This is a genomic window from Alteromonas sp. H39 (assembly GCF_047556435.1).
In the GTDB taxonomy this organism is placed as follows: Bacteria; Pseudomonadota; Gammaproteobacteria; order Enterobacterales; family Alteromonadaceae; genus Alteromonas.
Window position 1 is genome coordinate 3,501,387 of sequence record NZ_CP180210.1, and the last position, 22,609, is coordinate 3,523,995.

Annotated in this window: 18 protein-coding genes; 12 read left to right on the forward strand and 6 right to left on the reverse strand. The window is 50.0% G+C overall.

From position 1 onward, the window contains the following. The first annotated feature begins 250 nt into the window (after nucleotides 1-250). The gene (locus ACLBLI_RS15320) at nucleotides 251-802 is read left to right on the forward strand and encodes a hypothetical protein (RefSeq protein ID WP_414828450.1); all 552 of its coding nucleotides are present in this window, start codon (nucleotides 251-253) and stop codon (nucleotides 800-802) included. Between the two features lie 315 nt (nucleotides 803-1,117). Here the strand turns inward: ACLBLI_RS15320 and ACLBLI_RS15325 are convergent, their stop codons facing one another. The 3 genes from ACLBLI_RS15325 to ACLBLI_RS15335 form a co-directional block, all read right to left on the reverse strand. Beyond that, the gene (locus ACLBLI_RS15325; RefSeq protein WP_414828451.1) at nucleotides 1,118-2,485 is read right to left on the reverse strand and encodes a DEAD/DEAH box helicase; all 1,368 of its coding nucleotides are present in this window, start codon (nucleotides 2,483-2,485) and stop codon (nucleotides 1,118-1,120) included. A gap of 140 nt (nucleotides 2,486-2,625) precedes the next feature. Beyond that, complete coding sequence (locus ACLBLI_RS15330; RefSeq protein WP_218312704.1) at nucleotides 2,626-2,835, reverse strand: cold-shock protein; 210 nt, start codon at nucleotides 2,833-2,835, stop codon at nucleotides 2,626-2,628. A 338-nt stretch (nucleotides 2,836-3,173) separates the two neighbouring features. After that, nucleotides 3,174-5,525, reverse strand: a complete 2,352-nt coding sequence (locus ACLBLI_RS15335; protein ID WP_414828452.1) for a tetratricopeptide repeat protein — start codon at nucleotides 5,523-5,525, stop codon at nucleotides 3,174-3,176. A gap of 377 nt (nucleotides 5,526-5,902) precedes the next feature. Here ACLBLI_RS15335 and ACLBLI_RS15340 point away from each other — a divergent pair, with 377 nt between their 5' ends. The 3 genes from ACLBLI_RS15340 (at nucleotide 5,903) to ACLBLI_RS15350 (ending at nucleotide 8,724) form a co-directional block, all read left to right on the forward strand. After that, nucleotides 5,903-6,388 carry a hypothetical protein gene (locus ACLBLI_RS15340; protein ID WP_414828453.1) on the forward strand — a complete coding sequence of 162 codons (486 nt, stop codon included), beginning with the start codon at nucleotides 5,903-5,905 and terminating at the stop codon, nucleotides 6,386-6,388. Between the two features lie 217 nt (nucleotides 6,389-6,605). Then, nucleotides 6,606-7,376 (forward strand): substrate-binding periplasmic protein, encoded by a 771-nt coding sequence (locus tag ACLBLI_RS15345; RefSeq protein ID WP_414828454.1) that lies wholly within the window; start codon nucleotides 6,606-6,608, stop codon nucleotides 7,374-7,376. A gap of 259 nt (nucleotides 7,377-7,635) precedes the next feature. Then, nucleotides 7,636-8,724 (forward strand): M28 family peptidase, encoded by a 1,089-nt coding sequence (locus ACLBLI_RS15350; RefSeq protein ID WP_414828455.1) that lies wholly within the window; start codon nucleotides 7,636-7,638, stop codon nucleotides 8,722-8,724. 40 nt (nucleotides 8,725-8,764) lie between these two features. Here the strand turns inward: ACLBLI_RS15350 and ACLBLI_RS15355 are convergent, their stop codons facing one another. Then, nucleotides 8,765-9,841, reverse strand: a complete 1,077-nt coding sequence (locus ACLBLI_RS15355; protein WP_414828456.1) for a hypothetical protein — start codon at nucleotides 9,839-9,841, stop codon at nucleotides 8,765-8,767. A gap of 218 nt (nucleotides 9,842-10,059) precedes the next feature. Between ACLBLI_RS15355 and ACLBLI_RS15360 the strand changes: the two genes are divergently transcribed. Continuing rightward, nucleotides 10,060-10,860: a siderophore-interacting protein gene (locus ACLBLI_RS15360; RefSeq protein WP_414828457.1), complete on the forward strand. Its 801-nt coding sequence runs from the start codon at nucleotides 10,060-10,062 to the stop codon at nucleotides 10,858-10,860. 127 nt (nucleotides 10,861-10,987) lie between these two features. On the opposite strand, the gene ACLBLI_RS15365 is transcribed toward ACLBLI_RS15360, so the two are convergent. Beyond that, the gene (locus tag ACLBLI_RS15365) at nucleotides 10,988-11,314 is read right to left on the reverse strand and encodes a hypothetical protein (RefSeq protein ID WP_414828458.1); all 327 of its coding nucleotides are present in this window, start codon (nucleotides 11,312-11,314) and stop codon (nucleotides 10,988-10,990) included. A 161-nt stretch (nucleotides 11,315-11,475) separates the two neighbouring features. Between ACLBLI_RS15365 and ACLBLI_RS15370 the strand changes: the two genes are divergently transcribed. From ACLBLI_RS15370 to ACLBLI_RS15400, 7 genes are all read left to right on the forward strand, one after another. Further along, the gene (locus tag ACLBLI_RS15370; RefSeq protein ID WP_414828459.1) at nucleotides 11,476-12,363 is read left to right on the forward strand and encodes a MipA/OmpV family protein; all 888 of its coding nucleotides are present in this window, start codon (nucleotides 11,476-11,478) and stop codon (nucleotides 12,361-12,363) included. A gap of 14 nt (nucleotides 12,364-12,377) precedes the next feature. Continuing rightward, complete coding sequence (locus tag ACLBLI_RS15375; RefSeq protein ID WP_414828460.1) at nucleotides 12,378-12,746, forward strand: DUF3019 domain-containing protein; 369 nt, start codon at nucleotides 12,378-12,380, stop codon at nucleotides 12,744-12,746. A gap of 1 nt (nucleotide 12,747) precedes the next feature. Continuing rightward, nucleotides 12,748-13,464, forward strand: coding sequence for a response regulator (locus ACLBLI_RS15380; RefSeq protein WP_414828461.1), 717 nt, complete (start codon nucleotides 12,748-12,750; stop codon nucleotides 13,462-13,464). Beyond that, on the forward strand, nucleotides 13,461-14,699 hold the full coding sequence (locus ACLBLI_RS15385; protein WP_414828462.1) for an ATP-binding protein: 1,239 nt from the start codon (nucleotides 13,461-13,463) through the stop codon (nucleotides 14,697-14,699). Before ACLBLI_RS15380 ends, ACLBLI_RS15385 begins: the two co-directional genes overlap by 4 nt. Before the next feature lie 263 nt (nucleotides 14,700-14,962). Beyond that, nucleotides 14,963-16,291: a mechanosensitive ion channel family protein gene (locus ACLBLI_RS15390; protein ID WP_414828463.1), complete on the forward strand. Its 1,329-nt coding sequence runs from the start codon at nucleotides 14,963-14,965 to the stop codon at nucleotides 16,289-16,291. A gap of 264 nt (nucleotides 16,292-16,555) precedes the next feature. Then, nucleotides 16,556-18,376 carry a DUF885 domain-containing protein gene (locus ACLBLI_RS15395; protein ID WP_414828464.1) on the forward strand — a complete coding sequence of 607 codons (1,821 nt, stop codon included), beginning with the start codon at nucleotides 16,556-16,558 and terminating at the stop codon, nucleotides 18,374-18,376. A 315-nt stretch (nucleotides 18,377-18,691) separates the two neighbouring features. Next, on the forward strand, nucleotides 18,692-19,837 hold the full coding sequence (locus ACLBLI_RS15400; protein ID WP_414828465.1) for a diguanylate cyclase: 1,146 nt from the start codon (nucleotides 18,692-18,694) through the stop codon (nucleotides 19,835-19,837). 160 nt (nucleotides 19,838-19,997) lie between these two features. Here ACLBLI_RS15400 and katG read toward each other — a convergent pair whose 3' ends face one another. Next, entirely contained in the window at nucleotides 19,998-22,298 is a 2,301-nt protein-coding gene (gene katG / locus ACLBLI_RS15405; RefSeq protein ID WP_414828466.1) for a catalase/peroxidase HPI, read from the reverse strand. Between the last annotated feature and the right edge of the window lie 311 nt (nucleotides 22,299-22,609).

Consider the following 22,609-nt stretch of genomic DNA (forward strand, 5'->3'; position numbering starts at 1 on the left):
GCGTTTACTTTTGGTTCTCAATTATTCAATGATAAACATAGCACTGTTTAAAAGCCAAGCGCTAACCCGAGTCTGAAGGCAGCGTAAAAATCGGCCGCTCAGCAAGGTCATTCCTCTCGTGGAAAAAACTGTAACCACGCCAGCAACCGGCATTTTGCGCTTGGCGCATAAAAAGGTTACGCAATTTACAACTTTTTGCCCTTCTCCTGCGACTTATTTTAAACAACACGACAACACTTTGGAGCTACGTATGTTTAAACTCACTAAACTCGCGATTGCGGCGTCGGCTATCGTGGCCTTCAGCACCCATTTGACTCTGGCGAACACCGGTAATTATCGCCTGATAGCGTTTGAAGACTGTGATGTAGTTAGCGAATCGGTACTCAATCAGTCACAGGTCGATGCTTACCTGGCGTTAACGGCGTCGGAACAAAGAATGGACGCATTGACACAGCCAATTGAAAGCCTGGATACAGACATTGATCACTACACTGACAAAATCAGTGAGTTGACTCAACTGGCGATTCAGGAAGACGACGATATGTTACTTATTAACAAAAGCCAGCTACGGGAACAGGAAGCCCTGGCGCAGGAGCTTGAGGCATTGATGAAAAATCACGAAAAACAGTTCGAAGCTCTGGAAAGTGAAGCGCGTGTTATTGAGAAGGCAGCCAACGCATTCGAAAACGAAATTCGCCCGTTGCTTGAGGGTATCGAGCACGATATTGTGCGCGTCGTGGCTCCCGGTGACACCAGCGACCCTTATGCATGTGACGGTAATCGCGCCATGATGTTGATGTAATTCAGTTTTGCTTAACCGCAGGCTGGCGGACACCAGCCATCTAGCTTACAAAAAACACCTACCTACGATTAATGCCCTGCTATCGGTTGACATTCCCTTACCGGTCGCCTGCTTTTTAGCGGGCTGAAGACCGGATTGCAGAAACAAGGTGTGTTCGGGTGCACCATCATCGTATTACTTTTTTAGCCTGACAATCCGTGTCTGCAATCCACTTAAACATATGCATACGAAAACAGCCGGGATAACCAACCTTATTGTTTACATACAAAAAAGGCACCGTTAAAGGTGCCTTTATAAATTCAGCAAAACGTCAGTTTATACCGAAGCGTGTCGGCCTGACTCGCTGGTGCGACGAGGTGAATTATTGCTCCGGCGAGGCCGGTTGCTGCCACCAGGCATATTTTGACGCTGACCATCAGTGCGTTGCTGAGGGCGTCTGGCTTTTGCCTGCCCGCCACCATTGCCCTGACTATTTCCGTCACTATGCGGCTTTGGCTTTTTAGCTTTTTTCGGCTTTTTAGGTGCTGACAGTGTAGTTTCAGGTAACGATAATGATGGCTCGAAGCCTGCCAACGGCTGACGTGGAAGCAGTTTCTGAATCAGTGTTTCTATATCTTTCAACTGCTGCAGTTCATCCGCGCTTACCAGCGACCATGCCTGCCCCTCTGCCCCGGCACGTCCTGTACGACCAATACGGTGCACGTAGTCAGCTGGTGTATTCGGTAAGTCCAGGTTAATCACTACCGGCAACTGGCTGATATCAATACCGCGTGCGGCAATATCAGTCGCTACCATCACATCAATCTCACCAGATTTGAAGTCAGCGAGAGCTTTGGTCCGCGCACCCTGACTTTTATTACCGTGGATAGCTGCACTGGGGATCCCCGCGGATTCCAGCTTTTTGGCTATGCGGTTGGCACCATGTTTTGTGCGGCTGAATACCAGCGTCTGCGTCCAGTCATTCTGCTTGATCATGCTGATAAGTGCCGGAATTTTGCGGTTCTTATCCAGCGGTACCAGCTTTTGCTCGATGGCATCGACGGTGGAGTTTTCCACTGCCGTAGAAATCTTCACAGGCGTTTTGGTGATCGTTTCAGCAAACGCAGTCACAGTTGGCGAAAAGGTGGCGGAAAACAGTAAGGTCTGACGTTGCTGCGGTAACAGTTTGAGGATGCGTTTGATGTCATGGATAAAACCCATGTCCAGCATGCGATCCGCTTCATCCAGCACCAGCACTTCTAGTTGGCTGAATTTCACCGCGTTTTGCTGGTATAAGTCCAAAAGACGTCCCGGTGTTGCCACCAGCACATCTACACCACGACGAAGACGCTTCATTTGTGGGTTAATGCCCACGCCACCGAATACGACTGCACTGGAAAGCGACAGTTCGGTACTGTAATCACGCACACTTTGCTCTACCTGTGCTGCCAGTTCCCGGGTTGGCGTTAGCACGAGTGCCCTGACGCTGTTTGCGCCCGGCGGTTTACCTTCAGAAAGGCGCTGCAATATGGGCAGAGCAAACCCTGCCGTTTTACCGGTGCCGGTTTGCGCGGCCGCCAGTACATCTTTCCCTGACAATATTGCGGGAATTGCCTGCTCCTGGATTGGAGACGGCTTGGAATAATTTTGCGCAGAAATAGCGCGAAGTAGCGGAGCGGATAAGCCCAACTTAGAAAAAGGCATGTAAACCCCAAATGGTATTGAATAGAGCCTGATGATCTTTGATGTCTGTTGTAAAACAGCAAAGGTAATCAGGCATAAGAAAAATCAGGAAGGAAATTCACAAACGGGCACAATGAATGCGCCCGCCTGTTTGAAGGTATTTACAGTACTTCTACGTCAGAAGCCTGAGGACCTTTTTGACCTTGTTCAACTACGAACTGAACTTGCTGGCCTTCAGTCAGAGTACGGAAACCGTCTGATTTGATTGCACGGAAATGTACGAATACGTCTTTGCCGCCGTCTGCCTGAGAAATGAAACCAAAACCTTTAGTTTCGTCGAACCACTTAACGGTACCAGTCACTGTAGACATGGATAACTCCTTAATAAAATAAATTGATGGGTGCAAAAAACAACCCGGTTGCGCTGAAGGGCTATCGCTTTGTAACAGGTCTAAATCAGTAGAGGTCGTAATGAGAATCGCACAAGGGGACAAACAAGGGACTAACGGATGTAGCTTATATCAAATGTAAATAGAACCTTCGAAAGGCAGCAGTATAGTAACACCCTAATCTCGTGTTAGCCAGCATAAATTTTGTGCAACCGGGTTATTTTGCATTTATTTCGCCGGAAGCTGCCAGCAACAAGCCCCGCTTATCGCTGAAATTAGGAGGGAAGAAAGTGAAACACTGCATAGTGGAAACCACAAAATCACGGCTGTTGCTCCGCCAGCGCCTCAGCTTGCTTTCGGCGGCGCGCGTCGAACGTTGCCAGGGAGGCAGGCATGATGTCGCCTGATAATTGCGATAATCCCGCGCTTCCACGCACTGCCCATAAGTATTCTGGCCAGCCCGATTGCATACTTTTTTGAAGCAGGCTTTGTTGTCTTTTACTAAGTGCATCATCTTGCAGTAACCAGAATACCTCACCAAAGTGCGGCAATAGCTTTTCATTAAGCACAGTAAAGTTACGCTTGGGCGTAGGGCTTTCTTTATCAACGTTCTGACGCAGTGTACGGAGTCCTGCTGCGGCATGCATATTCAGAAAATTCACTGTAGGCTCACCGCCATCGGGTAACCTCACGTATTGCGACAAGAACCGGCTACCTGCTTCACTCTGATCATTCTGGAGATATAGCGCCGACAGTACAGGTATTAGCGAGAATATGCGGTTATCCAGCAGCGTTAATTCTTCAAGCATGGCAATACCCACATCGCTGTTTTGCTGCTCGTAGGCAAAGCGCACAAACCCTTTCCAGAACCTCGCATCGGTTGAATCACCCAGCAACGCGGCGGCGGCAGTAAAGAGCGATTCTGCAGATTCAGGTAGCCCTGCTTCCAGATACAAAATACCGGTGTAGGCATTATTTACCGGTGAGGAGTTATCGATTCTCAGACACGACTGCATCGCCGATATCGCCTCAGCCAGTCTGCCCTGGTGATGTAGCGCTTTGGCTTTCCAGACGTAGGCCCAGGTGTACTCATCATCAATCGCAATGGCGTCATCCGCTGCGATAAGCGCCGCTTCCATCTCGCCTCTCCAGTAATGCACTATTGCCAGGTTCACATTCACCCAGGGCGACAATGGATCTTGCGTTTTCGCACGTTTCGCATACTCAAGCGCGCCAGTAAAATCATTCTGAGCCAGCCTTAACTCTGAATACAGATAGAGCGCCGTCGCATGCTGCGGAGAAATTGCAAGCGCGGTGTCCAGCGCTTCTTCGGCGACATCAAACGCCTGCCCTGATGTCGCAATAATTGCTCTGGCAAGATGCGCCTGCACATTATTACGGTTCAGCGACAGTGCTGTGGCGATGGCGTCTTCTGCTTTTTGTGTGGCTTCTTTCCGAGGAAGATAGGTGTCATGGTAGTTAAACCGGGCATAAATATAAGCCAGACTGCCGTGAGCCTCCGCATACGTCGGATCAGCCTGAATGGCCTCATTAAACGCCTGTTCCGCCTGCAAATACCATTCACTGGTTTTTCCGTTCATCAACCAGTATGTGCCTTTAAGATAAGCCTGGTACGCGTCGATGTTTTGGACCCTGCCATTAGCTGACAAAGCGCCGCTGCTGGTTTCCGGTAACAGTTGCTTAATGACATCGGCGGCAATCATATCGGACACGCCCGCAAGCCTGGATTCGTCATCTTCATAGGTTGATGACCACAGGGTTTTATCCTGCTTGGCGTCAATCAGACGAATAACAATGGTATAGCTGCCATCGCCGTGTCTTACCGTTCCTTCAATCAGATATCGAACATCCAGCGCGCTGGCGATATCCGTTACTTTCTTAAACTGCTGCGCATAGGCAAACGTGGAGTAACGTGAGGGCACATCCAGTGCGGGCGTATTCCCAAGCGCAGTCATCAGCTCCTCAGCCAGTCCTTCAGCAAGATAGCGAGACTGTGCGTTATCACTGACTGCGGTTAATGGAAGCACCGCGACGGATGGCGCATCGTCAATGAGCGCAGAGTCAGATGAGTCCACCAGCCAGGTCACAACGGCAACAATCAGCACAATACCAAAGAAAAAGCTGATCCCCTGCAAACGCCGACGCAACATACTTTTGGGCACATAAGTGGAAACCGGCGAGGAAAATACCCCCTGCACATCTTGCTGAGAGTCTGTCGGAGAATCGGGCGTGTTGCCTGCATCAAAAGCGGATTGCGCAGAAGCTGTTGCCTGATGCGACTCTTCCCGTTGCGACTGCAGGTCACCAACACCGTCGTGCAGCCACTCCACCTGGGCATTCAGACGATAGCCTTTCTTCGGTACCGTCTGAATCAGACTACGGGATTTTGTATCATCAAATGCAATTCGCAGTTGGGAGATCACCCGGGTCAGGGCTTCATCTACCACCACCCGATCTCCCCACACATTCTGCAAAAGTGCTTTGCGATCAGCCGTTTTATTGGCGCAGGACACCAGCTCCAGTAATACCTGCATGGCTTTGGGCTCAATGTGCCGCTGCTGCGTGCGGGTAGACACCGTGTTGTCATCAGCATCAATGATAAAATCGCCAATCCTGAACCGGTCTGTCTGCAGTTGCTGGTTAGTTGTCAATTGTCTTCTGCCTCTGGCGCCAGGCCATCACTCGTTGTTTGTGCTTTCACTGGCAGAATTAACGTCTGCCATCGTCTCTGATTTTTTGAGTTACTAGACATTTTTACAGGTAATGACCCCATACATATTGACGAAAATAGTGTCAGCCGCCTGTAAAAAATCCGTTTGATAAATGTAAAAGGCATTATTTTTCAACATCATAGTTAATCATTAGAAAATCATCAGCTTTTTTTTATGAGATCATCAGGCTATTCCGCCCGACGCTAACCATACTCGCTCGAAAGGCAACTCTCAAATCGTCGCGAATAAGACAGTCACAGGCAATTTGGGGAACGCTTTTACAACACTTTGTACTGACCTTGTTCTAAGGAATTGTTATGGCTACACTACGTTCAACATCATTGCTTCTCACCCTGTTTGCAGGCTTGACAGTTACCGCATCAAACGCTGTTGCAGAATCCTACCAGGGCCAGTCGCTGAAATTGAAAACCAGCGTTCAGGACGTGAATGGTGTGAGAGAGATTGAGTCCGGCGATTACGAAAAAGGGATCCGCAAGACACTGGCGGCACTCAATCTGTCTTCAGTAACCTCACTGCGAGCCCCGCTGCTAAATAATCTGTGCGTGGCGCATATTGCTACTGGCAATATGTCGACGGCAAAGCAATCATGTGACGATGCGGTATCGGCAGCACAAGGCAGCGCAATCGCTTACAACAATCGCGCCGTGCTAAACTGCCTGACGTCACAGCCACAGGCATGCAAAGCTGATTTAGAAAGAGCAAAGCAGCTCAATGCCCGTAACCCGCTGATTATGCACAACCTTAAGGCGGCTTCTGAGCAGGACCTGCTGGCCAGTAATTAAGCCTGTCACATCTCTGGCAACAGGCTGCTGACGATGCCCCAACCGCTCAGTGTGCCTGTCGCCTTTATGATTCTGTAATTCGTTCCAGCCAAGGCAATCCCATCTTCCGGCTTGTCTGTACGGACCGGCCTCTTCAGTTATTGTTTGATATTTATCCTTTTCTCTGTGTGGATGCTCGCATAAACTAACCACGTTTACGTCAGTATGGATACGTTGAATGCGCACGCTTATCGCTTTTTTGGTGCTTTTTTCCTACAACGCTTTGGCTAAGGAATGCCAGTCTGAACTAGTGGTTTCATATAATGGTGACTGGAAGCCGTACTTTTACCAGTTTGGAAATGGCCTGTATGAGGGCATCGACTTTACGCTGTTAAATCGAGTTGTGACCGCTATGGGCTGTGAGGTCGATGTGCTGCCGATGACGGAGGCCCGGTCTATCATTGAGTTGGGAAAAGGCAGTTTTGATATTTCTATTGGCGCCTCTTACACCCCTGAACGGGCTGAGCAGTTTTATTATTCACTGCCCTACCGGCAGGAAATGATTGGTGTCATGTTCTTCAATAATGCCGCCCATAACCGTCATACACCACTGCGAGACGTGCTTGAACAAGGTGGCGTTGTGGGCATTAACATGTCAGGTTACTTTGGCGACGTGGTTGAAGAACTAAAAGCACAATATCCCGCACAGTTTGTACACGGCTTTAGCTTGCCTGAACGTATTTCGATGTTGTCAGAAGGTAAAATAGATGCGGTTGTGGACGATCGTGGCGCGTTATGCCATCAGATGAAAGGCTTGAAAGTGACCGGTCTCGCTTCACTTGGCGATGAAGCATCTGACCTGGTGCTTTCGGATGAGATCCTGCACGACAATGAGGTATTTTTTCTGTTTAGTCGGTTAACGGTTGATGCGGCCTACGTTGAGATGTTCAATCATCATCTGGAACGCGCGCTATCACAGCCCACCGAATCCGATATGCAGTGTCGGTAGTTAACTGCACGATCACCATGCCTGACGTAACAGAAAATGGCTTGCCTGACAGGCTGGCTTGCGGCAACGGACCGCCTCTGCACCATGTCATAGAGAATGGTTGTGCTCCTACGCCCATCTGGACCATGCTCTTGCCGTCACAATCTACGCAGTAACCCTGAAGGCGGTGTCATCGAACTCCCTCTGGGGATGACGCATTGTAATAACCATGGCCTTTCCCACGTCATGGTAGTGCTACACTGTTCAGTAGCAATGCAAAATGAATGTGGAAATACCAAGGGGAAACCATGACGACAGACCCTGCCCTGCGCCCCGTTACCAGATTCGCTACGCTCTTACTGGCGTTGCCACAACGGTGGTTGCCACAACGATGGTTGCCACAATGTTGAAAGTCAGTAGCGCGCTTTTTATTTTACTGATCGCGTTATGCCTTTGCCCCGCGGCTAAGGGTAATGCACCCGCATCAATTCAGTCCGAGCTACTTAAGGATATCGGTTTTCTGTCGGCAGATGATAAAGCAGGCAGAGAGCCAGAGACGCCGGGTCACGCCAAAGCCGCAGACTATCTTCGCCATCGCTTTGCAGCACTTGCATTACAACCACTGCGACAGAATTTCTCTCACACCTTCACATTTACGCAAAACCTGGCGCAAAAACGCGGCACAAATATTATTGGCAAAATAAGCGGCACCACCTATCCCGAGCAATATATTGTATTTACAGCGCACTACGACCACCTTGGTAGACAAGGACGCCGCATTTTTAATGGTGCTGATGACAACGCGTCTGGGGTTGCTGTCATGCTGGCCATTGCCGCGCATTTTAACGCCAATTCTCCGCATCACTCGTTGCTGTTTGTCGCCACCGATGCAGAAGAAAGCGGCTTACATGGCGCCCATGCCTTGTTTGACGATCCCGTCATAAGCAATCAAACACTTCTGCTGAATATAAACCTGGATATGTTGGGAAATGGTGGCAGAAAGAAAATACTCTATATTCTGTCCCACGGGATCCCCGGCGCTATTGAGGATCGTCTGGCTGCAATACCGCAACTGAAGATGCTTGCCGTTCGCCTTTCCACGAATCCACGCAGGATATACCGGGAGAATGGCAGACGACATCATCGTCAGGACTGGCGGCAAGCCAGCGATCATGGTGCATTCGATCAAGCGGGCATACCCTATTTGTTCTTTGCCTCCGATACACATAGCCATTACCATCAGCATTCAGACGATATCGAAAATATCCGCCCGCAATTCGTAACCGACGCGGCAAGGGCAGCGATTCTGGTGGCAGAGTACGCCGATGAAAATATGACCGCACTGTTAAGGCAGCCTGCACGCCGTTGACGCTATGCAGGCTCGCTACACGCAAGACTGACGCCCCCTCTCAGTGAATGTACATCATCGCAAAGTCAGGCCTGCTGAATTCGGCACACACGCTGTCAAACCCCGTATGTAAAATCGAATCAATTTCCTGTTTTGCACTGGCATCAGTCATTGTTTTCGCCAACAAATTCAGTAATTCTGTCGCTCGTCGGGTATTGCCAAAACATCCAAATTCCGTGGCCTGATGAATTTTGGCAAAACTATCGCCCTTTTCAGCAGCCTGCTGAATTAGCGCGCCCCCGTTTTCAGTATAGGTTAACCGTCCAAGTACAAACTGCGCACGGGCGTGTTCTCTTTCCTGCGCTAAGAAGGACAAAATACGTTTGGATTTATATTCGGACTTTGGATAGCGACTGTAGCGAAAGCCCTTTTTGCTTGGAAGAAAACCATGAAAGAACGCGTAAGCGTGACGCATTGCCTCGTCATTGGTTAAGGTAGACAGAGATTCTGAGGTGACGTCTATTGCTTTTTGCTCCAGTGCATCCCGCTGCTCACTCTCACGTTGGGCGTAAGATGCGGAAGTGTTAACGAAATCAACACCCGCCAGCGTAAACAATGTCGCAGAAAGCGTCACGCCAGTAACAATCACACTAACAGGGATCGTTATAATCCAGCGATTTCGCAGACGTTTGTGACTAGGGTGCGGCTTATGCTCTGTTAGCAGGTAAATCGCTCTGTGCTGGGTAAAAGGTATACGTGCTCTGCCAATAAAGGCTGCCGCCCACGCCCCCGCCACGTAAAACCCGGCAAGCATTACAGCAAGCACCGCCTGCCCTTCCCCGAGACTCATGCCAAAGAGAAAAGCGGCAATAACAATAGCAAGGTGTGTGAGAAACGCGATGATCCCGAATGAGGGCGTGTAACCCCGACCATGAAAACGAACGGCAAGACCAACCAGGATCCCACTGATGGCAAGCATCAGTGGCGCAAAACTGTCATTTATCTGGTAAGTCACATACCACAGCACCAGTATAGGTACCGCCCAGAAAGCCGCAGCAATAGCCGCCTTCATCCCATGTTGCCGCTGTAGCTTCGCTTCTACAGCGTCGATTTCCTGTTGATTTACCTGCAATGTCAAATCCCTTTACTTTTGCAACATACCAAACGGCATCAACGATGCCAGTGCTTATATTACCGACATTTACGAATCAAAAGCGAGTGTTCGCCTGGTCAAACAAACATGCGACACGCCTCTTACATTCTACAAAATATGCTGACGCTGACAGTTATGTCCCACCCAATCAAATAGTAATGAGAATTATTATCAAATTATAATGAGCGGTAAAGGAGTATGTAATGAAAAAACCCACCTCAAGACAACCGTACTTACTGAGCGTTAAAGAAAATATCCTGTTGACGCCACATATGCGCAGACTCATTCTCACCGGCAGCGATCTTGCGCGTTTTCCCGCGACTGCCCCCTCAAGTTACGTGAAGTTGATGTTTGACCGCTTCGGTGCGCCGTTATCACGCGCACCGGATATTGATGAAAAGGTATTAATGCGAACCTATACGGTCCGCTATATCAGCACCACAAAGCTTGAACTTCACCTGGATATGGCGTTACACGGCGACACAGTGGAGAACGGTCCCGCATCTCACTGGGCAAAGCATGCACGTCCCGGCTCAACCATATGTGTGGGTGGTCCGGGTGCAGGAAAGCCACTATTTGCCGATCATGACTGGGTGGTGTTTGCTGGCGATATGTCCTCATTACCCGCTATCGCCAACCACCTTGAACACTTAACCGACAATACCAGAGGTTACGCCTTACTTTGCATTCCTGACAAACGGGATATTCAGCCACTTATTCATCCACGTAACGTCGATATTCACTGGCTAATCGATGAAGATATCCCGGTGATTGCAGACAATCTTGCATCTCTTTCCCCGCACCCCGGTGTACCAGCCTATTGGATAGCGGCAGAGTTTTCATTGATGCGTGCTCTGCGTCAGGTACTGACCCACACGTTGTCTGTGTCGCGTGATCACAGTTACATCAGCAGTTACTGGCGCTATGGGCGAGCAGAAGATCAGCACAAAATCGACAAGAAACACGACAGTGATGCCTTTGAAGCCTCGTTGAGCACAGGATAAAAAAAAGGAGAGCGCGATGCTCTCCAAACAAGTGAACGTTTTCCAGTAACAGAGGATAAAAAAACGAACACAGACAGGAACGGGGAAGCCCTGGACAATAAATTAATGTATCGCTAACAGACCCTTTTTATTCGCTCTCAACAGAGATAAAACCATATTCATCTTCCGTTTCCGGTACAGCCTGTCGCAATGTATTGTGTAATGGCGCCGATACCTCTTTGTAGGACAATGACGACAACTGAGAATACTGGCGCTCAGTGATATCAGGTTCGGGCATCAACGAGGCAGACAGACTCGCGGACCAATGCTGCTCTGATAGCATCGATGTGTCACCACTCCACTCAGCACGTTCCCCCGCCTGCTTATCGGACCGCGCTTCACCGCCAGTTCCGATCGCAGTCAATGCAATGGCAACGGCCAGCACATTGGTAATGGTTGAGTTGGGTTCGGCCATACACATTCTCTCCGTGTGCTTTATCTGACGCACGAATCGTAACCAAATCAGTTAGAAAAAAACGTGAGAACTTGCACATTTTTGTGATTAATTGTAATCGGCACATGCCAGAGGTAACCGGATTTGCTAGTCTTGCATCTGGCTTATTCCGCTTCGATTTTATGAATTTTTTTATTATCTTTTTCTCAGCACTATTGGTGGTGGTCTCTGGCAACGCCAGAGCAACGGACGACTGTGACGCAGGGGCTGCCTGTATCGAACAAAACAGTTGGCAAGTTGGTGTGGCAATAGGTATTGGCGGACGCACAAATCCACTCGTCGATGGCGATACCATTCCCTTTGTTCTGCTTCCTGACATTGCCTGGTACGGCGAGTCGGCCTACTTTGATAACGGTGAATTAGGCTACCAGTGGCAGCCAACATCAGATTCCAGCATAGAAGCGTTTGTCGTGCCGAATTTTGAAAAGGCCAACTTCAGCTTCTGGCATGTGAGTAACCTGCTGGTGCCGGCAGCATCTTACCTGAACGCATCGACAACTCCCCCGTTTCAGATGATAGGTGGTCAGCAGGATGTAGAGCCTGAGGATCGTCGGCTTTCTGTTGACGATATTGACAGTCGCAAATGGGCATTTGACGCTGGGGTTCGCTGGCAGTGGTATCGGGACAATCACCACCTTCGGGTAATGATGGCAAGGGACATTAGCAGCGTGTACGATGGATTTCACGCAGCAATAGAGTATCGTTACTACGCACGTGTAGGAAACTGGCAGTTAACAGTGGCACCACAGCTGGCATGGAAGAGTCGCGCGCTTACCGACTATTATTATGGAATTCGCGCCCGGGATGCGGCCAGTGAAAGCCTGCAGTATGATGCCAAAGGTGGCTTTCAGCCAGGCATAAGCGTGCATGCCAGCTACCCGTTAAATAAGAAATGGCATGTATTAACCCGACTGGGTGTAACCAGACTTCATGAGGGTATGACGGACAGCCCCGTTGTCGAAGATAGCATGGTATATTCTGCCTTTGCCGGTGTTGCTTATCGTTTTTAGGATTGTTGTCAGGGATGTTACTTAGAGTTTTTACTGTGTTAATCGGCCTGGTGTTTTTTGCGCCGGTTTACGCAATAGACTGGGAGGTGAAACCCGGTGAATGCGTGGTGTCCTCTGAGGACGAATTTTGCGATGCCCGCGTGGCGGTCACACTGACTTCGCCGTCGTTTATTCCATTGTCTACCTGCCTGAACATTGATGAGCAGTTCTATGACTGTTTTACCACCCAAAAGATGCAGGTAGATGTGCGTATCGCGCAGGACATGATGTTTCAACTCACTACCCGTGACGGCGTACGTCTCGATTCTTTCGTGCTTGAGCACAAAGTCATTGATTCGCGCCCCCAGCGACGTCGGGTGAGATTACCCTGGAGTGTGTTCTGATATGAGCAGTCAACCTACTGTAATTCTGGTGGAGGACGATGCGCGCCTGCGTAAGCTGGTTTCCGACTACCTCAGCAAAAATATGTTTACTGTGATTGCGCTGCCTGACGGAAGCACGCTGAAAGATACGGTCACCCGACATCCGCCCGCTGTCATTGTGCTGGATATTATGCTTCCCGGTGAAGACGGCTTGTCGCTGTGCCGTAAAATACGCGAGCAGTACAAAGGGCCATTGCTGTTTATGTCAGCCAAAAACGAAGCCCTTGACGAAATACTGGGGCTGGAAATCGGTGCCGATGACTATATCACCAAGCCGGTTGAACCGAGGCTACTTCTGGCACGGATCCAGGCATTACTGCGACGCGTCGCCACACCGGTAACAACCACCAGCGCACCGCTGACATTCGGAAGACTGCATATCGATAAAGAGGCACGCCGGGTGGTGCTCGATGACACCGCCGTTGCGCTGACCAGTCACGAATTTGATTTACTTTGCATGCTTGCGGAGCATGCAGGATCAGTGGTGCATCGCGAGCAAATATATCAGCAGATCATAGGGCGTGAATACGACGGCCTGGACCGGTCCGCAGACGTGCGTATTTCCCGGTTGCGAAAAAAACTTAATGACGATGCACAAAATCCTTTTCGGATAAAAACGATTTGGGGCAAAGGCTTCTTTTTTGTCGCCGATGCCTGGTCACAGAGTCGAGACCAGTGACACGGCTATTTTTCAGTCTGTATCTTTTCATCGCGCTGAGTCTGGTAACTCTGACTGTTGGTCTGGAGCAGTTTTTTCCAGTAGACAGTCCTGCCCTCACCGAATCTCAACAGGCCTGGCTGACACTGCTAAAACAACAGCAGGAGAGCAGCGCCAAGCTCGCCAGGGTGTTAACAGAGGCGAACCTGAGTTTTGACATCATCGATAGCGACGCCATGGCAGTCAGTCACAGTGTTGCCAGCCAATTGGCGAAACAGGAACTTGTGCAGGGCTTTTACGAAGAGTACTGGCAGGTGTATGTCCCTACGTCTGATGCCAAAGTGGTTACCGTTACCTTTTCAGAGTATCCCGCTCGTCCGGGAAACTGGTGGCTGTATAGTAGTATCTTTTTCATCCTGCTCGGTGTGGCTATCGCAATATGGATCTACCCGCTGTGGCGGGATTTAAGCAGTCTGGTCACTGCAACGCGGAATCTGGGGCCTGATGGGGGAATTACCGTCCCAACATTGTCCACTAACTCGCCGCTAAGCAACATCGCAAGAGCGTTGGATGATCTCAGTCAAAATGTGAAGATGTTGCTGAATAATCAGCGCGAACTGGCTGGCGCGGTTACGCACGAGTTCAAAACGCCACTGGCGCGACTAAAGTTTGCCCTGGCCGGCGAGAATGGGATGAGCGAAGCGGAAGCTACGGAAGCCCGCAAAGACATCGATGAGCTGGACAAGCTGGTGCAGGAGATGCTGGACTTTACCCGGCTTAATGCTCACAGGCCTGAACTGTTGATGGAAAGTATCCCTCTTATTCCATTCTGCCAGCAACGCGCGTCGTTGATTCAGCCTCACAGCAATAAAATTCTGACAGTGAGCGGCGACGCCACCGAGCTCACTGGTGATAGCCACCTGCTGGCGCGAGCCACCGACAATCTGTTGGCTAACGCCGTTCGCCATGCCCATCACAGGGTAGAAATTATTATCGAACGAACGCCATCCGGCATCAGCCTGCATGTTGACGACGATGGCGACGGAATTGAAGATGCATGTAAAGAGATGGTTTTTGATGCCTTTTTCCGTCCTGACAGCGCCCGCAGTCGTCACCAGGGCGGAGCCGGACTGGGTCTTGCCATCGTCAAACGGATTATGCACTGGCATGGTGGCACCTGCGCTGCCACCGACAGCAAATCAGGTGGCGCAAGAATTTCTCTGCATTTCCCAACCAACGCCACACACAGTCGTTAATGTCTGACACCTCTCCCTTTCGCATAATCACTTTATCTGCCTCCGGATTCGTCACAACTAACACGCTGACTGGTTGATGCCGCTGCGGCAATATTTTGCAGCAAGCTGTTTAGGCTAAATGGCTGACACTCTCTCACTAATTCCGCTGCAATCGTGCTATTTTTACGTTCACGATAAGCGAAAATTGTTTTACCGAACCGTCGTTACAGGTTACAACGGCGTTCACCGTTTTACAGGCTCCCTGAGGAGTGAAAGGTATTTTGATGGATTTTTCTTCACTGCAGACAAAGTGGAATGCATTTTTGCACGCTGCCAATGAGGCGATTGTCAGCACACACTTTCTGGTTCAGATATGTCTGATAGCGGGTATTTACCTGATCGCGTATCTGTTGGCTGGCACGCTGAGAAGTCGTATTCCTTTTACCCAGGCCAGGCCGGGAGAAGGCGCGCATTCACTGCACTGGCTGGGTTGGAAACTCGGTGGACTCCTGTTTCCGGTACTTTCCATTACGTTGCTGAAGCTAACCACAGTGCTGGGCAAAGAGTATCAGTTCAACGCCTGGCTGCTGGAAGTGGCGCTGGTGGTCGCAGTGATGCTGTTTCTGGCATCCTTTATTCGTGCCTTTGTCACCAGCGACACCGTGGCGATGTTTATGCGATGGGTTGGTCTGCCACTGGTATTTTTACACCTTGTTGGGGTACTTCCCGCCGTCGTGGATGCCCTTAAGTCAGTCTCACTTTCTGTTGGGAACGTTGACATTTCCGCTTACGGGGTTGCCCGTGTCATCATTTTCGGCGTGCTGCTATTCTGGCTTGGCCGCGCCTCCAATAATGTCGGCCAGGATATTATACGCCGTCATAAAACGCTGGATATCACAACCAAAGAAGTCTTTGTCAAATTGTTTGAAGTGGCCCTGTTCTGTATCGGCTTCCTGCTGCTGTTAAACATCATGGGCATCAACCTGACTGCGCTGGCAGTGTTTGGTGGAGCGGTCGGCGTTGGCCTTGGTTTGGGCTTACAATCTATCGCGTCGAATTTTATTTCGGGCATCATCATCTTACTGGACCGCTCGCTGACAGTGGGTGACTACGTCGAACTGGACGATGGCAGCAAAGGCTTTGTGCGGGAGTTTAAGATGCGCTACGCCGTGCTGGAAACCTATGACGGCAAAGACATCCTGGTGCCGAATGAGAAATTCATCAGCTCGCTGCTGATAAACTGGACGCACAAAGATCCCAAGCAGCGTTACCGCATCGACTTTTCGGTCGCCTACAAAACCGATATCCGAGCTATGTGCGACATTATTCGCGATGCCGTTGCGCAACATCCGCAAGTCATTAGCGGCGATCATATCCCCTTTGAGGAGAGACCAGACTGTGAAATTGACAGCTTCGGCGACTCCGGCGTCAATATGTTCGTTGAGTTCTGGATGGAAGGCATTGATGACGGTAAAAACCGCGTAGGCGGTGATTTGCTGCTGTTGATATTCGAAACACTACGCGAAAACAACATTGAGATCCCGTTCCCGCAGCGTGAAGTGAGGGTCATTAATGAAGAACCAATGTCGATTAAAAACACCACTCCCAAGTAGCCCGCGTCACCTTCGAAACGGGAATTTTGCAAGCCAGTCAGCCCGGCGAGTGCGCTGAGACAGGGTTACTAACCACTACCGCGGCAGGGCATTCTGTCCTGCCGGCGTTATCTGCCCGCCGCCACTTCTCTGGCACTTTGTAATATCTCTTTACAATGCAACACCCACCAAAAGCCACCATAAAATCGACTCCCTGATACCAATAGGCTAACATCAAATTTCCAAAGCACATCAACAACCTGAGCGTATAGGGAGACACATACAGTGAGTTTACTTCGCACGTTATTAATTAGTAGTGCCGTCATGGCGCACACCGCCGTGCCGGTCATGGCAGAGACACAGTCAAACAGCACCAATACGGTCGCAGAAAAACAACAAAGTGAGCACGACCGCCTGTTTGCGTTGTTCGCAGAGTCAGATGAACGTCAACTGGCACTGAACCCGATTTCCGGTTTGTTTCGGGGCGATATGCGCCGTGCTGATCGTCTGGGTGACTACCTCACCGATGCGCAATTTCTTGCCTCGCGCACCGATACCCTGCTGAACCTGGCCAAACTCGATCAAATTGACCGCAGTAAACTCAATGACACCGACAAGCTGTCTTATGATGTGTTTAAGTACAACCAGGAACAAAGCCTGAAAAGCCTGACGGATGAAATCCGGGCGCTGACGATTGTACGTCCTGTAAACCACTTCAGTGGCTTCCATACGTTTTACCCGACATTCGCCAGCGGTAAAGGCGCGGCACCTTTCAAAACCGTTGAAGATTACGAGAACAACCTGTCTCGTCACGATGACTACATTGACATTGGTGAGCGTGCTATCGAACGTTTCCGTGAAGGTATGGAGTCAGGGGTTCTGGAAACCAAACTGACCATCGACAGAGTCATTAAGCAACTTGATAAGCAGTTATCTATTCCGATGAAAGAGTCTCAGTTCTGGGGCCCTATCACTATGATGCCGGAGAGTTTCTCAGACGAAGAGAAAGCGCGCCTGACTAAAGAATATGAAGAAGCAACCAAAGCCATCTATGCCTCTACTGAGCGCATGCGTAATTTCCTGCGGGATGAATACCTTCCCGTAGCCCGCGAATCTATCGGCCTGAGTGACATGAAAGGCGGCGACAAGCTGTATCAGATGCTGATCGAAAGCACTACCACCTTACCGTTAACGGCAGACTATCTGCATGATCTGGGCTTAAGTGAAGTCAAGCGGATCAAAGACGGCATGCTTGAAATCATGGACGAAGTAGGATTTGAGGGCACCTTAAACGAGTTCTTTGATTTCGTGCGTACCGATGCGCAATTCAAACCTGAAAGCCGTGAAGCACTGACCCAGGACTATTACCGTATAGGCCGCGAAGTGGATGAGAAAATTGATGACTATTTCTCGCTGCTACCCAAATCAGAGCTTGAAATTAAGCCTTATGATCCGGCAATTGAGCAGTTCAGTGCTGGCGGTTCGTACCAACGTGGCACGCCTGATGGATCACGCCCGGGAACTTTCTACTTTAACGCCTATGATCTGCCGAGTCGTCTGACTACCGGTAATGTGACGCTCTACCTTCACGAAGGGGCTCCGGGTCACCACTTCCAGATCAGTCTGGCACAGGAAAATGAAGCATTGCCTGCATTTATGCGCTTCGGTGGAAACACCGCTTACGTAGAAGGCTGGGCACTGTATTCAGAAACACTGGGTTATGAAATGGGCTTCTTTGATGATCCGTGGAATCGCTACGGTACATTGCAGGATGAACAGTTGCGCGCGATGCGCCTGGTCGTCGATACCGGTATTCATGCGAAAGGCTGGACCCGAGAGCAAGCCATTGACTTCATGTTGGAAAACTCCGGTATGACCCGCACTGAAGTTGTCGCCGAAGTTGAGCGTTACATTGCTATTCCTTCGCAAGCTCTGGCTTACAAAGTGGGCGCGCTGAAAATTCAGGAACTGCGTAAAAAGGCAGAAGACGCGCTGGGTGACGACTTTGATATCAAAGCTTTCCACGCCCAGGTGTTGGGAACCGGCGCACTGCCCCTGCCGATCCTGGAGCAGAAAATTGACCGCTGGATAGCATCACAGAGCTAAGCCTCAGTCATCCTCTCTGGTTGAAAGTGAGTAAACAGGCGGATACCGAAAGGTTATTCGCCTGTTTTACTTTCAGTACCATGAGCGCGTGTGGTGTCATCGTGTAATCAGGCAGCGACAACTTCAACCGAACTGCGCGCAGAAAACCGCATCCTATACCTTTGTCTAAACCTCCCCGCTTTCTGTATACAAAACGTTGCGTGTTAACTACACTCAGCAAAGTTGTTGATTGCGGTGATCGCACCGATCTGCTGGAAAGATAATGCTTCCGCTATTCGTGTGTATCAATCCTTGCAGAATAAAAAGAGCGCATAAGTGAGAGCCGAAGCTGCGAAAACTCCCTTACCACTAATTGAAGAAAAACCTGAGCAATATCTTTCCCGTCGAACTGTCGAAACCTTATTTGCCCGCTCCAAGATCGGCCCGGTTTTTTATAGTCTGGCAGTGGTTTTCAGCGCACTTCCACAAGGACTTTTTCAAACCCACAGCGCTTATGTATTCACTTTTTTAGTGCCTTTACTGGCAATAGCCGGTATTCGCCTTACAGCCAAACTGCCATCAACAGACCAATACGCGTTGTGGCGAGTTCGTCACTGGATCCTGGTTTACGGCTGCGTATTAATTTGGGGGGCGTGGTTTGGCTGGGTATCCATGCATCCAGACTGGACCAGCGCATTTATCGTCAGCCTGATTTGTACTGTGAACTTCTCCACTGCCATCGCGCACCAGTTCTGTATCGACAAGCGCAATGCTATGGTTTGCAGCCTGTTGTGTTTTATCTGGGCCTCCATAGTTATTATTTTGTATCGCCCTGAGCTGCTTGCGATTTTGTATGCATTCGGATTTTATTGCCTGTATTTGATCTCGACGATAAAAAACGCGCAGGCCGAATTTTTCAGAAAGCTCGATATCGAATTAACACTGATAGAGACACAACGCGAGCTGGATAGCATGGCGCGAACGGATCCTCTGACGGGACTCGCTAACCGGCGCGTATACGACACCGAAATGCAGAGAAACTTCTCCCTGTCAAAGCGTCACAACACGGATTTCAGTTTGATCCTGTTAGATTTAGACCACTTTAAATTGCTTAACGATACGCATGGGCATGCTATTGGTGATCTGTGTATTAAAGCGGTAGCAAGACTGCTTAATGACACTTGCCGGCGTGAGCTGGATATCGTCGCCCGCATCGGTGGAGAAGAGTTTGCCGTCATCCTTCCGGATACATCCATTGAAGATGCCCATACATTGGCGAAACAAATTCATCAGCGCTTTCAGGGGCTGACGATCCCGGAGGTTCAGGAGACAACAGCGACGATTACCGCCAGTATCGGCGTCGGAAGCATCGCACAAACAGGCGCACAGGACGTGAATACCCTTTATAAGCTAACCGATGCCGCCGTTTATGCCGCGAAACAACTGGGGAGAAACCAGATTGGCATTGCCCGGTTGCGTTAGTTGGTGCGCAAGACCGCGTTCGCTAACCGCATCAATCAGACGGTCAAATTTAATGCGGCGCTATTCCCTTATCGCTCTCTACAATCAAACCAGATTATCAGAAAAAAAACGCCAGCTCGGTGGCTGGCGTTTTTACTGATATAACATTTTGCGCTACGTGTTAGTTGATGTCTGCAGTCAGGTCGTGACGCAGGTCGAACCGGTCGAGGCGCATGACCTTGGTCCAGGCGTCGACGAAGTCATTCACGAACTTTTCGCCTGAGTCATCAAAGGCATACACTTCACTTACTGCGCGAAGTTCAGAATTTGATCCGAATATCAAATCAACTGGCGTTGCGGTATACAACACGTTACCCGAATTCCGGTCTACTCCTTCATAAACTGACTCATCGTCGGTTTTACGCCACATTATGCCCATATCCGTCAGGTTGACGAAAAAGTCATTAGTGAGTTGTCCCGGCTTGTCAGTCAGTACACCATGCTGACTGTTGCCCGCATTAGCACCAAGGGCACGCATGCCGCCTACAAGCACCGTCATTTCCGGTACAGTCAGGTTTAGCTGATCGGCTTTGTCCACCAGCATTTCCGTCGGGCCGCGATAGCTTTCTTCTACATTAAAGTAGTTGCGGAACGCATCTGCACTTGGCTCGAGTAGCGAGAAAGACTCAACATCGGTTTGCTCCTGCGTTGCGTCACCACGTCCCGGAATGAAAGGAACGGTAACGTCATATCCGGCATCGGCGGCTGCCTTTTCAATTGCGGCGGCACCAGCCAGAACCACAAGATCACCCATGGAGATTTTCTTACTACCCGAATTACCGTTGAAGCGTTTCTGGATCTTATCCAGCTCCATCAGAACTTTATCGAGTTCTTGTGGATCATTCACTTCCCAGCTGGCTTGCGGCTCCAGGCGGATGCGACCACCAGTGGCACCACCACGCATATCCGATGCCCGGAAACTTGACGCCGCTCCCCACGCTGTTTTCACCAGCGCAGGAACACTCAGCCCGGTGTCCAGAATGGCCTTTTTCAGCGATGCTATATCGGCATCCGTAACCAGGTCATAGTTGATTTCCTGCACCGGATCCTGCCAGATAAAGCTTTCGTCAGGCACATGGTTACCTAAGTAGCGGGCTTTGGGTCCCATATCGCGGTGCGTCAGTTTAAACCAGGCTTTGGCGAACGCCTGTTGATATTCGTCAGGGTTTGCCAGGAAACGCTCGGCAATTTTCTTGTACTCAGGATCGTATTTCAGCGCCAGGTCAGCTGTTGTCATTACCGGCGGATTTTTCTTGCCTTCAACGTGCGCATCCGGCACCGCATTATGCATTGCTTTATCTTTGGGTACCCAGATGATAGCGCCGCCCGGGCTGCGGGTTTGCTCCCACTCATTGTTAAGCAAATTAGACAGATACAGTGTCGTCCAGCGGGTTGGCGCTTGTGTCCACGCGCCTTCCAGGCCACTGGTCACAGTATCTTCAGCATTGCCTTTACCGCACTTGTTCTTCCATCCCAATCCCTGCTCTTCAACGCCTGCAGCGCCCGGTTCTGAGTCAAGGCAATCACCGGCTTTGTGCGCGCCATGCATTTTACCAAAGGTATGACCCCCAGCGATTAGTGCAACGGTCTCTTCATCGTTCATAGCCATACGACCAAACGCCGTGCGGATATTTTTCGCAGACCCCATCGGATCCGGTTTGCCTTTTGGCCCCTCCGGATTCACATAGATAAGCCCCATGTGCGTGGCGCCCAATGGACGTTGTAACTTACCATCACGATCTTCGCGATCGCTTGCCAGCATTTCTACTTCGGGACCCCAGTACACCAGATCCGGCTCCCAGTCATCAGTACGACCACCAGCATAACCATAGATATCAAAACCCATGTTTTTCATACCTACTGTACCGGCAAGGATCATCAAATCTCCCCACGACAATGCGCGGCCATATTTCTGCTTTATCGGCCACAACAAACGGCGAGCCTTATCGAGGTTGCCATTATCCGGCCAGCTGTTCAGCGGGTCGAAGCGCATTTGGCCGCCTTCACCGCCACCACGGCCGTCCAGCGTGCGATATGTACCGGCACTGTGCCATGACAGCCGGATAAAGAATGGCCCATAGTTACCCCAGTCTGCAGGCCACCAGTCCTGTGAGTCTGTTAGCAAGGCATCTACATCTGCCATGACCTGATCAAGGTCAAGCTTGCTGAACTCCTCGGCATAATTAAAATCTTCGCCATAAGGGTTTGATCGTGCGTCGTGACTGCGAAGTGCTGTGAGGTCAAGCTGCTCTGGCCACCAGAAGTTATTTGACTTTGGTGCAAAGGGCTGTGTGGCACCATTGCCTTTTGCTCCCTCGGGTTTACTCATTGTCTTGTGGTCATCAGCCAGCGCCATTGGGCTGGAAATCGCCAAAGCGACAAGTCCAGACAATGCTGTCCGTTTAAACCTAGAAATCGCCATAGTTTTCACCTGTATTGTTGTTTTACTCAAGGCGTGCCCCAAGCACGCACGTTAAAGCGTTGTTAACCGTTATTTCGGCGTATAGATAAGATAGTCAAGAATTGATGAATCGCATAAGCGATAAAACAAATACAGGTAATTGAAAAAGCTGATTAAGCTTTTTGATTGGTTCACAAAATGACATTCACCGTTCGCGTTACATACCTGAATGAAACCCCTAAGCCAGAAACAGAAGTGGTTATTCTTCAACTAAAAAACAGAGACAAATAGATAGTAAAAAGAAAGTAAACGGCAATAAAAGTGCGATGGCG